Source organism: Nonomuraea sp. NPDC051191, from assembly GCF_044455665.1.
GTDB lineage: Bacteria > Actinomycetota > Actinomycetes > Streptosporangiales > Streptosporangiaceae > Nonomuraea.
On the sequence record NZ_JBITEZ010000018.1, the window covers coordinates 37994 to 54055 of the forward strand.

General features: G+C 71.9%; 9 protein-coding genes. 7 read left to right on the forward strand and 2 right to left on the reverse strand.

Annotated features, from left to right (window positions below; genetic code table 11):
- Window positions 1-29 precede the first annotated feature (29 nt).
- Entirely contained in the window at window positions 30-1889 is a 1860-nt protein-coding gene (locus ACIA8R_RS41850; RefSeq protein ID WP_397043106.1) for a glycoside hydrolase family 97 catalytic domain-containing protein, read from the forward strand.
- A gap of 3 nt (window positions 1890-1892) precedes the next feature.
- On the opposite strand, the gene ACIA8R_RS41855 is transcribed toward ACIA8R_RS41850, so the two are convergent.
- Window positions 1893-3182, reverse strand: a complete 1290-nt coding sequence (locus ACIA8R_RS41855) for an ROK family transcriptional regulator (protein WP_364095052.1) — start codon at window positions 3180-3182, stop codon at window positions 1893-1895.
- A gap of 128 nt (window positions 3183-3310) precedes the next feature.
- Between ACIA8R_RS41855 and ACIA8R_RS41860 the strand changes: the two genes are divergently transcribed.
- On the forward strand, window positions 3311-5542 hold the full coding sequence (locus tag ACIA8R_RS41860) for an FAD-dependent oxidoreductase (RefSeq protein WP_397043108.1): 2232 nt from the start codon (window positions 3311-3313) through the stop codon (window positions 5540-5542).
- Between the two features lie 18 nt (window positions 5543-5560).
- The gene (locus ACIA8R_RS41865; protein ID WP_364095046.1) at window positions 5561-8530 is read left to right on the forward strand and encodes a glycoside hydrolase family 38 C-terminal domain-containing protein; all 2970 of its coding nucleotides are present in this window, start codon (window positions 5561-5563) and stop codon (window positions 8528-8530) included.
- Here ACIA8R_RS41865 and ACIA8R_RS41870 read toward each other — a convergent pair.
- Window positions 8511-9545, reverse strand: coding sequence for a LacI family DNA-binding transcriptional regulator (locus tag ACIA8R_RS41870; protein WP_357701408.1), 1035 nt, complete (start codon window positions 9543-9545; stop codon window positions 8511-8513). The two genes, ACIA8R_RS41865 and ACIA8R_RS41870, sit on opposite strands and share 20 nt — an antisense overlap.
- A gap of 210 nt (window positions 9546-9755) precedes the next feature.
- On the opposite strand from ACIA8R_RS41870, the gene ACIA8R_RS41875 reads away from it, so the two are divergent.
- Genes ACIA8R_RS41875 through ACIA8R_RS41890 form a run of 4 tightly spaced genes read left to right on the forward strand, consistent with a single transcriptional unit; the run spans window position 9756 to window position 16014 of the window.
- Window positions 9756-11135 carry an ABC transporter substrate-binding protein gene (locus tag ACIA8R_RS41875; RefSeq protein WP_397043110.1) on the forward strand — a complete coding sequence of 460 codons (1380 nt, stop codon included), beginning with the start codon at window positions 9756-9758 and terminating at the stop codon, window positions 11133-11135.
- Window positions 11119-12006 carry a sugar ABC transporter permease gene (locus ACIA8R_RS41880; RefSeq protein ID WP_357701412.1) on the forward strand — a complete coding sequence of 296 codons (888 nt, stop codon included), beginning with the start codon at window positions 11119-11121 and terminating at the stop codon, window positions 12004-12006. The genes ACIA8R_RS41875 and ACIA8R_RS41880 overlap by 17 nt, the downstream gene beginning before the upstream one ends.
- On the forward strand, window positions 12003-12881 hold the full coding sequence (locus ACIA8R_RS41885; protein ID WP_357701414.1) for a carbohydrate ABC transporter permease: 879 nt from the start codon (window positions 12003-12005) through the stop codon (window positions 12879-12881). Before ACIA8R_RS41880 ends, ACIA8R_RS41885 begins: the two co-directional genes overlap by 4 nt.
- Window positions 12882-12885: 4 nt before the next feature.
- On the forward strand, window positions 12886-16014 hold the full coding sequence (locus ACIA8R_RS41890) for a glycosyl hydrolase (RefSeq protein ID WP_397043113.1): 3129 nt from the start codon (window positions 12886-12888) through the stop codon (window positions 16012-16014).
- Window positions 16015-16062 lie beyond the last annotated feature (48 nt).

Genomic DNA, 16062 nt, shown 5'->3' on the forward strand with positions numbered 1-16062 from the left:
TCCAACCAGCGGACTAAAGGAAACCCAACGTGTTGTGGACCGTGAAGTCGCCCGAGGGCGCGGTCGAGCTCGACGTCTCACTGGACGACCGGGGCCGGCTCTTCTACGACGTGCGGCGGCGCGGCGTCGTACTCCTCCGGCGCTCCAGGCTCGGCGTCGAGCGGCAGGACGCGTCGTTCCACGACGGGCTCACGCCGGTCGCCGAACCCGTGGCCGAGGTGCGGGACGACGGTCACACCGCGGCGCACGGCAAGCGCGCCGTGCTGCGCGAGCGGTTCACGGCGGCCACGCTGTCGCTGCGTGGACGCAACGGCGCGCGTCTCGATCTCGACCTCCGCGTCCTGGACGACGCCGTCGCGTTCCGCTACCGCTTCCCCGAGGGCTCCGGCACGGCCACGGTCACCAGGGAGCTGACGACCTTCGCGTTCGCGGCGGAAGGGCGGGCCTGGGCGCAGCCGACCTCGCCCTCCGACGGCGGCGGACCCGCCCACGAGAACCTCTACACCAACGGCGTGCCCATCGGCACCCCGACCGGCGCGCGCTCGTACGACCTGCCGGCCACGTTCGAGGTGAACGGGCAGTGGCTGCTCGTCTCCGAGGCCGGGCTCGACGAGACCTTCCACGGCACCCGGCTGGCCCCCGTCCCGGCCGACCGGGAGTACGGCGTGCTGGGCCCCGACCCGGACGAGGGCCTCGGGCACGGCGACGTCCTGGCCACGTCGGCGCTGCCGTGGACGCTCCCGTGGCGGTTCGTCGCGATCGCGGACACCGCGGCCGAGCTGGTCGAGTCCACGACCGTGTGGCACCTGGCCGAGACCTCCACGATCACCGACACCTCGTGGATCAGGCCGGGACGCGTCTCGTGGAGCTGGTGGTCGGAGAACGGCAGCCCGCGCGACCTGGCCGCGCTGCGGCGCTTCGTGGACCTCGCGGGCGAGATGGGCTGGGAGTACTCGCTCGTCGACGCGAACTGGACGGTCCACGCGGAGCAGGAGATCCGCGACCTGGTCCGCTACGCCGCAGAACGGGACGTGCGCCTGTTCCTCTGGTACAACTCCGCCGGGCCGAACAACGACTCGACCGAGGGGCCGCGCGACCTCATGCACCTGGCCGAGGCGCGGCGGGCGGAACTGGCCAGGATCGCGGACTGGGGGATCGCCGGGATCAAGGTCGACTTCTTCCACTCCGACAAGCAGGCCGGGATCGCGCACTACCTCGGCATCCTGCGGGACGCGGCCGAGGCCAGGCTGATGGTCAACTTCCATGGCAGCACCGTCCCGCGCGGCTGGGAGCGGACGTGGCCGCACCTGATGACGATGGAGGCCGTACGCGGGGCCGAGTGGTACCTGTTCGGGCCGACGTTCGCGGAGGAGGCCGTGTGGCACAACACCGTGCTCCCGTTCACCCGCAACGTGATCGGCCCGATGGACTACACGCCGGTCACCTTCGGCGACGCGCTGAGGCCCCGCAGGACCACGGCGGCCCACGAGCTGGCGCTCGCGGTGGTCTACGAGTCGGGGCTGCTGCACTTCGCGGACTCGCCCGAGTCCTACCGGGCGCAGCCGGCGGAGGTGCGCGAGGTGCTGCGGGCCGTGCCGGCCGCCTGGGACGACACGGTCGGGCTGGCGGGGGAGCCGGGCGACCATGTCGTGCTGGCCCGCCGTACGGGAGGGACCTGGTGGCTGGCGGGCGTCAACGGCCCGGTCGCGCGGCCGGCGGCCACCCTCGGCCTCGGGCGCCTCGGGCCGCTGAGCGGCACCTGGCGCCTGGTCGGCGACGGCGCGGACCGCGACGCGGTGGCGGTCTCCGACGTCGCGGCGGGCGAGGCGTTCCAGGTGCCCGCCATGCCCCCGGGCGGCGGCTTCGTCGCCCGCCTGCTCCCGCGGTAGGGGCTACGGGCGGGCCGAGAAGCGTTCGTCGAGGATCAGGCAGGCGGCGCCGATCGCGGCCACGTCGGCGCCCAGCGCGGTGCCCACGACGCCGAGGTCGTGGATCTCGCGCATCACGAACCGCTCGGCCACCGCCGACCGGAGCAGCGGCAGGTAGTGGTGTGCGGCCGGAGCCCAGGCGGGCCCGCCGCACACCACGAGCTCGGTGTCGAGCAGGTTGCCGATGGTGAGGATCGCGCGGGCGAGCCGCCGCCCGGACCGGCGCAGGATCTCCACGGCCCGCGCGTCGCCGTCGTCGGCCGCCCGGCACAGCGCGCCGAGCCGCCTGACCGCCTGGACGAGCTGCCCGTCCTCCGGCGTGGCGGGCAGGACGCCCGCCGCGACGGCCTCCTGGATGAGGAACAGCGGCGAGCAGGCGGTGCCCAGGCAGCCGCGCTGCCCGCACTCGCAGGGCGGCCCGTCGGCGTCGACGATCAGGTGTCCGATGTCGCCGGCGTTGCTGGACCGGCCGCGTACGACGATGTCGCCGCTGACCAGCCCCACCCCGACGCCGGTGCCCAGGTAGAGGAAGGCGAAGTCGCTGTTGCCCGTCGCGCCGCCGGCCCAGCGTTCGGCCACCGCGGCTGCGGTGACGTCCTTGTCGAGCACGATGGGCAGCCCGGTGGCCCGGTGCAGCCGGTCGACGAGCTCGACGCGGTGCCAGCCGGGCAGGTGGGGCGGGTCGACCATGGCCCCGCCCGCGATGTCCAGGGGGCCGGGCGCCGCGATGCCGAGGCCGAGCACCCGCTCGCGCTCGACGCCGGATCCGGCGAGCAGGACGTCGAGGGCCGAGGCCATGCCGGTCATGATGGCGTCGGCGTCCTGGGGGCTGGAGGTCTGCCTGCTGAAGTGGGCCACGAGGTTGCCGCCGAGGTCGAGCAGCACGTACGTGATCGTGGCCGGGTCGATGTGCACGCCGAGCGCGTAGCGGCTGGCGGGCACCAGCTCAAGGGTGCGGCGGGGCCGGCCGAACCCGGTCGTGGACGTGCCGGTCTCCGCGATGAGCCCCTGGTCGAGCAGCCGCTGGCAGACGTCCGACACGGTCTGCGCGGCGAGGCCCGTCTCGACGACCAGCTCCGCCCGCGAGCTCCCGGTCCGCGCGCGCCTGATCGCGTCGAGGACGACGGAGTCGTTGAAGTCCGCGACGTGTTCGAGGTTGGAGCCGCGCCGGAGCCCGGAGGAGCGGCCGGGCGGCCCGCCCTCGCGCCTGGCTGCCTTCCCGACCGTGGTCGACTCCCGCCTGGCTGCTGCCACTGATCCCCGTTCCCCTCGCTGTCGTCGCGCTCTGCGCCTACCTTAGCCAACCCGTCGTTGACTTATTCAAGACGTCGGAAATATTGTAGATCCGCTTTGCTTGATTCGACCCCAGAAAGTCGGCATCCATGATGCAGCTCGCACACGCCGCCGATGTCACCGTGGTCGGCGGCGGCCTGGCCGGAGTCACGGCCGCGGTGAGCGCCGCGCGCAACGGCGCGAAGGTGGCCCTGATCAACAACAGGGGAGTGCTGGGCGGCAACTCCAGCAGCGAGATCCGGGTGTGGGTGGTGGGCGCCACCGCGCACGGCGCGCAGAAGTTCGCCCGCGAGACCGGCCTGATGGGCGAGTTGTTCGCGGAGAACCAGTGGCGCAACCCGGAGGGCAACCCGATCCTTTGGGACCACGTCGTCCTCGACCTGGTACGCGCCGAGCCGAACATCACCCTCTTCCTCAACACCGAGGTCCGCGAGGTCGAGGCCGACGGCGAAGAGCATGACCGGGTGATCCGCTCGGTCACCGGCTGGCAGTCCGGCTCCGAGAAGCTGATCACGTTCGAGTCGCCGATCTTCCTCGACTGCACCGGCGACGGCCTGGTGGGCCTGCTCGCCGGCGCCAGGTTCGCCACCGGCAGGGAGGACCGCGGCGCGTACGGCGAGGAGTGGGCCCCCGAGGTGGCCGACGACGACATGCTCGGCAGCACGATCCTCTTCTACACCAAGGACACCGGCCACCCGGTCCGTTTCGTCCCGCCGGGCATCACCAAGGACATCGAGGCGTTCGACCTGCCGCTGCGCCGCCACATCGACCCCGGCATGAACGGCTGCGACTACTGGTGGATCGAGTGGGGCGGCGAGCTCGACGCGGTCGCCGACAACGAGCGCATCCGGGACGAGCTGTGGGGCATCGTCTTCGGCATCTGGGACCACATCAAGAACTCCGGCCGCTTCGAGGCCGACAACCTGACGCTGGAGTGGGTGGGCAGCCTGCCGGGCAAGCGCGAGTACCGCCGCTTCCTCGGCGACCACGTCCTGACCCAGCAGGACATCACCGGCCAGACCCGCTTCCCCGACGCGGTCGGCTTCGGCGGCTGGTCCATCGACCTGCACCCGCCCGGCGGTATCTACGCCGACGACAGCCCCTCCAAGCACCTGTTCGGCCCCGGCCTGTACGACATCCCGTTCCGCTGCCTGTACTCCGCCAACGTGCGCAACCTGCTGCTGGCCGGCCGCGACATCTCCGCCAGCCACGTCGCCTTCGGCAGCACCCGGGTGATGGCCACCTGCGCCGTCGTGGGAGAGGCCGCGGGCGCGGGGGCCGCGCTCGCCGTACGTAGGGGCGTGACGCCGCGCGAGATCACCGCCTCGCACATGGACGAGCTGCAGTCGATGCTCCTGCGGCAGGACGCCTCCCTGCTGGGCGTGCCCTGGCAGGACCCGTCCGACCTGGCGCTCAAGGCCGTGGTGACGGCGTCGTCCACGCTCACCCGCCTGGCGGGCGGCGCAGACGGCGAGCCGGAACCGTTCCCGATCGGCGAGGCCGACTTCGGGCTGCTGCTGCCCGCCGACCCGCGGATCGACGTCGTGCGGATCGGCGTCGACGCCGCCCGCGCCACCACCGCGACGGTCGAGCTGTGGGGCACGGGCGGCGGGCTGAACCACATCCCCGTGGAACCGCTCGCCCGGCGCGAGGTCCCGGTCGAGGCCGGGCGCGGCCTGCTGGAGGCCCGCTTCGACGACGTGCCCCCCGGCGGGGGCGAGGTGGTCGTGGTCGTCCGGCGGAACGCCGACCTCGCCGTCCTGGCCGGCGCGGGCCGCCCGCCGTACGGCGTCCTCGGGCTGCTCAGCAGGGAACCGGCGCTCGACACCGGCAAGCCGCAGAGCAACGCGTGGTCGGCCCTCGAGCTGCGCAGGCGCACGCCGCGGTTCGAGGTCGAACCCGCGACCGCCGCCTACCGGCCCGAGCAGGTCGCGGGCGGGCCGGCCAGGCCGTACGACGGGCCGAACCTGTGGGTCTCCGAAGGCGGCGGCGAGCAGCACGTCGAGCTGCGCTGGAGCGAGGAGCGGACGATCGGCCGGGTGGAGCTGATCTTCAACGACGACGTCGACGAGGACCTGATCAACCTGCATCACCACCGTACGTCGTACCTCGTGCCGCCGGAGCTGGTGAAGGACTACCGGATCGAGGTGGAGCGCACGGGCGGCCGGGAGACGGCCTTGTCCGTCACCGGCAACCGGATGCGGCGCCGGGTCCACGTGCTTGACCCCGCCACGCGGGCGGGCGCCCTGCGGGTCGTCGTCACGGCGACCAACGGCGACGAACGAACCATGATCGTCGCCGTGCGGGTCTTCGAAACCTGACTTTGGAGAGAGTGCATCGTGCATGACAACCGTTTGATCGTCGAGGGACGGCTGGAGCGTTTCGTCCAGCAGTTCCTGCCCGGCGCCCTCTACCGGGAACGGCGGCCCCTCGCCGTCGAGGCGTGGAACGTGCCGGGCGAGCCGGTGCCCGCACCGGTGGCGTTCGCGGCCGGCTACCAGCCGGTCACGCTGCCGCACCCCTGGGGCGACCCATGGGGCACGACCTGGTTCCACGTGACCGGCCGCGTGCCGGAGGAGATTCCCCCGGGCACCCGGCTGGAGCTCGTCGTCGACCTGGGCTTCTCCGGGCCGCGTCCCGGGTTCCAGGCCGAGGGGCTCGCGTACCTGCCCGACGGCACGCTCATCAAGGCCGTGGCGCCGCGCAGCTCCCACCTGCCGTGGGACCCGGCCCGGCCGTCCATCGACCTGTACGTGGAGGCGGCGGCGAACCCGGAGCTCGCCGGCGAGAACACCTACGAGCCGACGCCGCTGGGCGACCGGGCGACGGCGGGCAGCGGGCCGCTCTACACGGCCAGGGCGTTCGACGTGGCGCTGCTGGACGTCGGGGTGTGGGAGCTGGCGCAGGACATCTGGACGCTGGACGGGCTGATGCGCGAGCTGAGCCCGGACTCGGCGCGCCGCTGGGAGATCCTGCGGGCGCTGGAGCGGATGCTCGACGCCGTCGACCCCGCCGCCGTCTCGGCGACCGCGGCGGCCGGACGCGCGGCGCTGGCCGGGGTGCTGGCCAGCCCGGCCGCGGCCAGCAGCCACCGGATCGTCGCCGTCGGGCACGCCCACATCGACTCGGCCTGGCTGTGGCCGGTGCGCGAGACGATCCGCAAGTGCGCGCGCACGTTCGCCAGCGCGGTGACGCTCATGGACGAGCACCCCGAGTACCGCTTCGCCTGCTCCTCCGCCCAGCAGCTGGCCTGGGTGAAGCAGTATTATCCAGCGCTGTTCGAGCGCATCAGGAAGAAGGTGGCCGCCGGGCAGTTCATCCCGGTCGGCGGCATGTGGGTCGAACCCGACATCAACATGCCCGGCGGCGAGTCGCTGGCCCGCCAGTTCCTGTACGGCAAGCAGTTCTTCCTGAAGGAGTTCGGCGTGGACACGCTGGAGGCGTGGGTGCCGGACACCTTCGGCTACTCGGCCGCGCTGCCGCAGATCATCGCCGCCTCCGGCAGCCGCTGGTTCCTCACCCAGAAGATCTCCTGGAACCAGGTCAACCAGATCCCGCACAGCACCTTCCTGTGGGAGGGCATCGACGGCACCCGGATCTTCACCCACTTCCCGCCCGCCGACACCTACATCTCCGAGCTGTCCGGCGCCGAGCTCGCCCACGCCGCGCGCAGCTACAAGGAGAAGGGCGTAGCCGGAACCTCGCTCGTGCCGTTCGGCTGGGGTGACGGCGGCGGCGGCCCGACCCGCGAGATGCTCGCCGCCGCCGAGCGGCTCGGGTCACTGGAAGGCTCGCCGGTGGTGACGATCGACTCGCCCCAGGCCTTCTTCGAACGCGCCGAGGCCGAGTACGAGAGCCCGCCGGTGTGGTCGGGCGAGCTCTACCTCGAACTGCACCGCGGGACCCTGACCAGCCAGCACCTGACCAAGCAGGGCAACCGCCGCAACGAGCACCTGCTGCGCGAGGCCGAGCTGTGGGCCGCGACCGCCGCCGTCCGCGAGGGGGCCGCCTACCCCTACGACGAGCTGACCGGCAGCTGGCACACCGTGCTGCTGCAGCAGTTCCACGACGTGCTGCCCGGCACCTCGATCGCCTGGGTGCACGACGAGGTCGAGCAGAACGACGCCCGCCTGCGGGAGAGCCTGGGCCGCGTCATCGACGAGAGCGTACGCACCCTCGTCGGCGAAGGCGACCTGGAGCTCGCCACGGACGGGCTCGGCATCCGGGAGCCCGCCGCGCACCCGGCGGACGTCTCCCTCACCGAGGAGGACGCCGGATTCGTGCTCGACAACGGGCTCGTCCGGGCCGTGATCGACCGCCGGGGCCACCTGGTGTCGCTGCGCGACGCCGCGACCGGCCGCGAGGCGATCGCGCCGGGAGCGGCGGGCCACCGGCTGGTGCTGCACCGCGACATCCCCAACGAGTGGGACGCCTGGGACATCGACGAGCACTACCGCCGCGTCTCCCGCGACGTCGACGAGGTCGAGAGCCTGGAGACCGGCGACGGGGAGGTCGTCGTCACCCGCCGCTTCGGCGACTCGACGATCAGGCAGACGCTGCGGCTGCGCCCCGGATCGGCCGCGCTCGACCTGGCCTGCGAGGTCGACTGGCACGAGCGCCACGCGCTGCTCAAGCTCGTCTTCCCGCTGGACGTGCACGCCGACAGGTTCGCCGCCGAGACCCAGTTCGGCCACGTGTACCGGCCCACGCACACCAACACCTCCTGGGACGCCGCCCGCTTCGAGGTGTGCGCGCACCGCTGGATCCACGTCGGCGAGCCCGGGTACGGCGTGGCCATCGCCAACGAGTCGACGTACGGCCACGACGTGGTGCGGCACACCCGCCAGGACGGCGGCACGACCACGACGGTCGGCCTGTCCATGCTGCGCGGGCCGATGTTCCCCGATCCCGGATCCGACCTCGGCAGGCACACGCTCGCCTACTCGATCAGGCCGAACGCCGGCATCCGCGAGGCCGTCGCCGAGGGGTACCGCGCGAACGTGCCGGCGCGTGCCGTGCGCGGGGCGCGGGAGGTCGAGCCGCTGGTACGGGTCTCGCACCCGGCCGTGATGGTGGAGGCGGTCAAGCTCGCCGAGGACCGCAGCGGCGACGTGATCGTCCGCCTGTACGAGTCGGAGGGGACCAGGGCGTCCGTGCGCGTCGAGTGCGTCGGGGACGCGCGCTTCGTGGACCTGATCGAACGCGACGTCGAGCCGCCCGCGGGCGCCGAGTTCGAGCCGGGGGCCGTGTCGCTGACGCTGCGCCCGTTCCAGCTCGTCACCCTGCGCTTCACAGCAGCTGGTCGATGAACTCCAGGAGGGTGGCGAGGTCGGGGGCGGCCTGACCGCCCGCGGTCGTGCGGCCGACGACGAGCTTCGGCGCGAAGTCGGCCGCCGTGCCGGGCGCGATCAGGTGTCGCGCCGCCGCGTCGCCGAGCGCGGGCAGGTTGGGGTCGATGGTCGTCAGGAACCCCGACCTGCGCTGCGGCGGGTCCATGGAGAAGTGGTCGTGGCCGACCAGCGCGACGTCCTCGGGGATCCGCAGGCCGTGGGCGCGCAGGCCGACGTAGGCGCCGTAGGCGATGAAGTCGTTGGCGCAGAAGATGGCGTCGACGTCGGTGCCCGCCTCGATCAGCCGGTTGACGGCCTGGAGGCCCCACGCCTTGGACCAGTCGCCGAAGATCGGCTCGACCGGGTGCCCGGCGGCGGCGAGGGTCTCGACGAACCCGCGTGTGCGCAGCTCGGCGCCCCTCTCGCTGCCCTCCCCGATGTGCGCGATCCTCGTCCTGCCGAGTGACAGCAGGTGCTCGGCGGCCAGCCGCCCCGCGCCGTGGTCGTCGGGCAGGAACGAGACGTCGGCCGGGTCGTCGGACTCGCAGAAGGCGTAGGCGACGGGGCAGGACAGCCGGTCGGAGACGGACGGGTAGAGGCCCGACGGCCCGGACCCGATGACCAGCACGGCGTCGACGTGGCGGGCCTCCAGCGCCCGGACGAACTGGGAGCGCCGCTGGTCGCTCTCGGCGGCGTCGCACACGAGCGTGGCCAGCCCGGCCGCGGCCAGCCTGCGCTCGGCGCCGCGCAGCACCATGCTGCTGAAGATCTCCGAGGCGTCCTCGATGATGATCCCGACCAGCTCGCTCCGCCCCCTGGCGAAGGACTTGGCCAGGGCGTTGGGCCGGAAGTCGAGGCGTTCGACGGCGTCGTGGATGCGCCTGCGGGTCTCCTCGGAGGCGCGTCCGGTGTTGTTGAGCACCTTCGACACCAGCGACACCGAGACCCCGGCGGCAGCGGCGACGTCCGCGAGGGTTGTGGCCTTGCGCGCCATCAGTTCCTTCCCTCCCGGTGACAACAGGTTACTTCCACGTTTCTCCGGACTCTTGACAAAGTACCAGGATCAGCAAGACCATGGCGATGGTCAACCGGTTGACCATCGCCATGAAATCCGCCGGCACGCCACTGCTGCCCGCGTGAGCCCCCAGCGGTCACGACACCGCCCGAGCTCGATCGCCACCATGCCCGCAAAGAGGGATTCGTCATGCTGCATCACAAGAACTGGCGGCTCGCCGGTATCGCGATGACCGGAATCATAGCTCTCACCGCCTGTTCGTCCGGACGTCCCGAGGCCGGGGCGGACCCGGACGCCAAGGTGACGATCCACGTCGGCAACATGCCCACCAAGGACAACGCCGACAATCTCGCCCTGTTCAACAAGCAGGTCGCGGCCTTCCAGAAGCTCCACCCGAACATCACCGTGGTGGGCGAGGAGACCAAGTTCGACCCGCAGACGTTCGCCGCCCTCGTCGCCGGCGGCTCGATGCCCACCACGATGCAGGTGCCGTACACCAACATCCAGCAGCTCGCGCTCAACGGCCAGGTACGCGACATCACCGACCTCGTCAAGGGCGACGCGGTGCTCTCCAAGCTCAACCCGGCCGTCGCCAAGCAGACGCAGAACGCGGAAGGCCACACCTTCGGCGTCGTCTCGGCGGCGTACACGATGGCCTTCATCTACAACAGGGCGCTGTACGAGAAGGCGGGCCTCGACCCCGACGCCCCGCCGAAGACCTGGGACGAGGTGCGCGCCAACGCCAGGGCGATCGGCAGGTCGAGCGACGCGGCCGGCTTCACGATCGCGACCACGACCAACTCCGGCGGCTGGATCCTCACCACGATGGCCTACGCCAACGGCAGCGCCATCCAGCGGCGCGAGGGCGACACCGTCACATCCACGATCGACGCGGCCGGCGTGAAGGACGCGCTGACCCTCCTGCACGACGTCCGGTGGACCGACCAGGCGGCGGGCAAGAACTTCCTGCTGAGCCAGGACGACATGCGCAACTCCATCGCCGCCGGCCGGATCGGGCAGACCGTCCTCGGCGCCGACCTCTACCGCGACCTCGTCGGCAACCGCGACATGCCCGGCGACGACCTGGGCATCGCGCCGCTCCCGCAGTCGGCCACCGGCATCGGCACGCTGGGCGGCGGCGACATCGCCGTCGTCAGCCCCAAGGCCGCCCCGAGCGAGGCGGCCGCCGCGCTGGAGTGGGTGAAGTTCCGGTACCTGAACCGCTTCCTCGACCAGCGGGCCGCGGTCGAATGGGCCGAGACGTCCAAGGCGGGCGGCCTGCCCGTGGGCGCGCCCGAGGTGCCGCTGTTCTCGCCGGAGATCTACGACCGCTACCTGACCTGGGTCTCCGCCTACGTCAACGTCAAGCGGGACAACTACCGGGCCTACTTCGACAGCCTGGGCAAGCTGCCCATACTCGGCGAGCCGCCCGTGGCCGCGCAGGAGACGTACGCGCTTCTCGACGCCGTCACCCAGCAGGTCCTCACCAAGCAGGACGCCGACATCCCGGCGGCGCTCACCCAGGCCCGGACGGACGCGCAGGCGCTGATCGATGCCGCCGCTCAGTAGGTGGACCCAGCGCGGTGGCCTCGGCAAACTTCTGTTCACCGCGCCCATGCTCATCGTGTTCGGGCTGTTCTCGTGGTGGCCGATCCTGCGCAGCCTGGTCCTCAGCTTCCAGCGCACCAACCTGGTCACCGACCCGACCTGGGTCGGGCTGCGCAACTTCAGCAGGGTGCTCGCCGACCCGCTGCTGGCCACCGCGGCCTGGAACACCGTGTGGTTCACCGTGCTGGCCCTGGTCGTCGGCTTCCCCGTGCCGGTGCTGCTCGCCGTGTTCATCGGGGAGCTGCGCCGGACCAGGACGATCGCCAGCGTGCTCGTCTACGTGCCGATCATCATCCCGCCGGTCGTGGCGGTGCTGCTGTGGAAGCAGCTCTACGATCCGAGCGAGCACGGCCTGCTCAACACCGTGGCGGGCTGGGCCGGGCTGGGGCCCTTCCCCTGGCTGCAGAGCGCCGAGACGGCGATGCCGAGCATCGTCGTGCAGGCGACGTGGGCGGGCTTCGGCACGACGACGATCATCTACGTCGCCGCGCTGATGTCGGTGCCGCCCGAGCTCTACGAGGCGGCCGAGCTCGACGGCGCCGGGGTGCTGCGCCGGGTGTGGCACATCACGCTGCCGCAGCTGCGCCCGGTCATCCTGCTCATGCTGATCCTCCAGGTGATCGGCACCTTCCAGGTGTTCACCGAGCCCTACGTCATGACCGGCGGCGGGCCGGACAACAGCACGGTCACGCTGCTCATGCTGATCTTCAAGTACGCCTTCGTCGCCGGCGACTTCGGCAAGGCGACGGCCCTGAGCCTGATGCTCGCCGTCTTCCTCACCGCCCTGTCCGCGGTGTACCTGCGAGCCACGAGGGGGTGGAAGCGTTCATGAACGAGCGTGGCATCCTGTCCAGCGGCGAACGCCGCAGGCCGGCGACCCGCGTGGTGTTCACCGGGCTGATCGTGGCCGTGCTGGCCTGCCTCGCGGTCGTCGCGGCCGGGCCGATCCTCTGGCTGGCCAAGTCGGCGGTGTCGACCTCGCAGGACATCCTGCGCGACCCGTTCGGCTGGTGGCCGAGCGGGATCCGGTGGGACAACCTCGTCAGGGCGTGGAACGGCATGGATATCGGCCGGGCCCTGGCCAACACGGTCTGGATCGCGGCCGGCAACTGGTTCTTCGGCCTGCTGGTCGCGCTGACCGGCGGCTACTCCCTCGCCATCCTGCGGCCGAGGTACGCCGGGGTCGTCTCGGCCGCGGTGATGGCCACCCTGTTCATCCCGGGCGTCGTCTCCCTCGTGTCGCTGTACCTGACCGTGATCGACGTGCCGGGCGTCGGGGCCAACCTGATCGACAGCTACTGGGCCGTCTGGCTGCCCGCCGCCGCGCACGCCTTCAACGTGCTGCTGGTGAAGAACTTCTTCGCCGAGCTGCCGAAGGAGGTCTTCGAGGCGGCCAAGGTCGACGGGGCCAACTCCTTCGAGGTGTTCCGGCGCATCGTGCTGCCGATGTCGCGGCCGATCATCGCCGTCGTCTCGCTGCTCACGCTGGTGTCGGCCTGGAAGGAGTTCCTGTGGCCGCTCCTGGTGCTGCCCTCGCCCGATCTGCAGCCGCTGTCCGTCGTCCTCTACAAGATCTCGGCCACCGCGGAGACCAGCACGCTCGTCGCCGCCATGTTCATCGCGGTGATCCTCCCGCTGGTCTTCTTCCTGCTGTTCCAGAAGCAGTTCCTCCGGAGCGCCGGCCGAGCCGGCGCGGTCAAGGGGTGACCCGATGAAAACACTGTCCGCGCTCCTCCTCCTCGCCACCGCGTTAGCCGCCCCGAAACTCCCGTACTCCAACACCTTCGACCCGTGGGCCATCAGCCGGAGCGGCTCGGCCGAGGTCGCCTTCACCGCCACCGCCCAGGGCCACACCGGGTCCGCGGTACGCATCGTCAACCAGACTCCGAGCAGCCCGAACACCTACGGGCAGCTCGCCCAGACCGTGCCGGTCAAGCCGAGCACGCTCTACCGGTTCACCGCCTGGGTCGCCTCGGAGGGGCTGTCGAAGGCGGCCGCGCTGCAGGCGGTGCTGAGCCCGGACAGCAGCCGGCGCTTCAACTTCCCGATGGGCGCCTACGACTGGCGCCAGGTCTCCTGGACCTACACCACCCTGGCCACCCAGACCAGCTTCTCCCTGCGCATCATCTCCCAGGACGTGACCCCCGGCGTACGGCTGGACGACCTGACCATGACCGAGGACGGCACCGCGCAGAACCTGCTGGCCAACCCCGGCTTCGAGGAGCACTCCACCTACTTCGGGGTCATGAACGACTCCTTGCTCTTCGACCCCGGCCAGGCCGCGCTGGAACTGTTCACCGACGCCCGGGACCCGGCCCCCGCCCCCTGGGCCGTCCAGGACGCCCGGGGGACGCAGGTCGCGAACGGCACGGCCGCCTTCACCGGCGGGAACAGCGTGGTGAACCTCGCCTCGCTGCCCAACGGCTTCTACACCTTCACCTCGGGCACGCTGAGCACGAGCTTCGGCATCGTCCCGTCGATGCCCGCCGCCGCGGCCGACTCGCCGTTCGGGGTCGGGCTGCACGGCTACGAGCAGGAGCTCATCGACGGCATCGCGCGCATCGGCTACACCCACTCGCGCAACGACGTGGGCTGGTCCGCGGTCGAGAAGCAGGCGGGCGTCTACACCTTCGACCGCTACGACGCCGGGTTCGCCGCGCTGGACGCCGCCGGGATCGAGCCGTTGCCGATCTCGGCCTACCGCAACCCGCTCTACGACGGCAACCGTACGCCGAGCTCGCCCGAGGGCCTGGCCGCCTACGGACGCTTCACGGCCGCCGTCAACCAGCACTTCGCGAGCTACACCCGGGCGACCGAGGTCTACAACGAGTTCAACATCAACTTCAACGACGGCCTGTGCGGCCGGACGCCCGCCTGCTACGCCCAGCTCCTCCAGGCGGCCGCCGCGGTCAAGCCGCAAGGAGCGCGGCTGGTGGGCCCGGCGATCTCCGGCGCCTCGGCCGACTACGTGCGCCAGGTGCTCGAACAGGGCGGCGCGGACGCGCTGGACGCGGTGTCCGTCCACCCCTACCGCCACCCCACGCCGCCCGAAGGCATGGACACGCAGATGGCGTCGCTGAGCCAGACCGTCGACGCCGCCGCCGGCCGCTCGCTCCCGCTGTGGCTCACCGAGTACGGCTGGCCGACCCACACCGCGGGCGGCACGACCGACGCCATGCAGGCCGACTACCTGGTCCGCTCGGCGGTGCTCTCCCTGGCCGGCGGCGCCGACCGCCTCTACTGGTACGACGCCCGCGACGACGGCACCGATCCGAACAACCAGGAGCACAACTTCGGCGTCTTCGAGGTCCGGCGGGCGACCGCCCGCTACGCCGCCGAGCCCAAGCCGGCCGCGGTCGCGCAGGCGGTGATGGCGGCCGAACTCGCCGGGCGCACGATCACCCAGCGGGACACGCTGGACGCGACCACGTACTCCTTCCCCTTCAGGAGCGCCGCGGGCGACCTCGTCCGCGTCATGTGGGCGTCGGACGGCCCGAGGACCGTGACGCTGCGGACCGCCCAGCCGCTCACCCTCACCGACCAGTACGGCGTGCCCGCCACCCTCACCCCGCACGCCGGAGTCGTCCAGGTGACCCTGACCGAGCACCCGGTCTACGTCAGGGGCCAGGTCGACTCCCTCGTCCTCGACCCCGCGCCCGCGATCACGCTGAGGACGTCGCCGACCGTCGCCGACGGCGAGGGCATCGAGGTGCGCGCGGTCGTCGACCGCACCGGCCGCAACTGCCGCGCCGTCCCCGCCAAGGTGACGATCACGCTGGACGGGCGGCGCCACGACGTCAAGGTCAAGGGGTGCGGCACCGCCGAGACCGTCTTCGACCTCCCCGCCCCCGCGGGCGGCAAGGCGAGCTGGGTCACCGGCTGGGCCGCGACCGGGCACGAGAAGGTGGCACGGCTGGCGACACCGACGATCAGGGTCACCACCCCCGTGGTCGCCGCCGTGGGGGTCGACCTCGTCCGCGACGGCGGCTACCGGGCGCGGGCGTCCGTCTCGCTGGCCAACACCTCCCGCAGGACCCCGGTGACCCTCGACGGCCTCACCTGGACCCTCGGCGAGCAGTCGGGCACGATCGCCGACACCACCACGCTGCAGCCCGGCGAGCAGGTCGCGCACACCATCCCGCTCCCGTCGCTGCGGGTGTGGGAGCAGGGCTACCTGGAGGTGTCCATCGGGCTGCGCGGCCGTGACGCCCTCCGGTTGCGGCAGTCCGTCGGCGCGGGACCCATCGAGCCCGACACCGCCACCACGGCCGCGCCGATCGACCTGGCGGCCGACGCGACCTGGTTCCGCTACACCGCCGACTGGGGCGGGGCCGCCGACCTCGGTGGTCCCGTGCGGATCACCCAGACCCCGACGGGGCTGCGCGTGCAGGCGACGGTCCAGGACGACGTGTTCACCCAGAAGAACCCGGCGGGCAACCTGTACAACGGCGACTCCATCCAGCTCTCCCTGTCGCCCGCGCTCCCCGGCGCCTCCACCGAACGCACCGAGATCGGCCTGGCGCTGACGCCCGACGGGCCGGCCGCCTACACCTTCGCCGCCTTCGGCATCGCGATCACCGGCCCGACCCCGACGGACCGGCTCGCGGTGACCCGGACGGGCAGCACCACGACCTACGACGTGGTGCTGCCCTGGCAGAGCCTGGGACTCAACGGCCCTCCGGCCGGGGTGTTCGCGCTGTCCCTGCTGGTCAACGACGACGACGGCCCCGGCAGGAAGGGCTATCTGGAGTGGTCGTCCGGCATCGGCCACAGCAAGGACACCGGGCGGCACTTCCCCGTACGACTCACCAGCGGGCTCCAGGGGACGTCCGGCTCCTGAGGCCCGCCCCTTCCTCCGGGAGGGCCCGGGATGACGACGAGGTGATCG

Bases quoted from the DNA above. Each gene is read 5' to 3' on its own strand.
- ACIA8R_RS41870 (WP_357701408.1), bottom strand. From the start codon at position 9,545: ATGGCGCGCAAGGCCACAACCCTCGCGGACGTCGCCGCTGCCGCCGGG.
- ACIA8R_RS41885 (WP_357701414.1), top strand. From the start codon at position 12,003: ATGAACGAGCGTGGCATCCTGTCCAGCGGCGAACGCCGCAGGCCGGCG.
- ACIA8R_RS41860 (WP_397043108.1), top strand. From the start codon at position 3,311: ATGATGCAGCTCGCACACGCCGCCGATGTCACCGTGGTCGGCGGCGGC.
- ACIA8R_RS41880 (WP_357701412.1), top strand. From the start codon at position 11,119: ATGCCGCCGCTCAGTAGGTGGACCCAGCGCGGTGGCCTCGGCAAACTT.
- ACIA8R_RS41875 (WP_397043110.1), top strand. From the start codon at position 9,756: ATGCTGCATCACAAGAACTGGCGGCTCGCCGGTATCGCGATGACCGGA.
- ACIA8R_RS41890 (WP_397043113.1), top strand. From the start codon at position 12,886: ATGAAAACACTGTCCGCGCTCCTCCTCCTCGCCACCGCGTTAGCCGCC.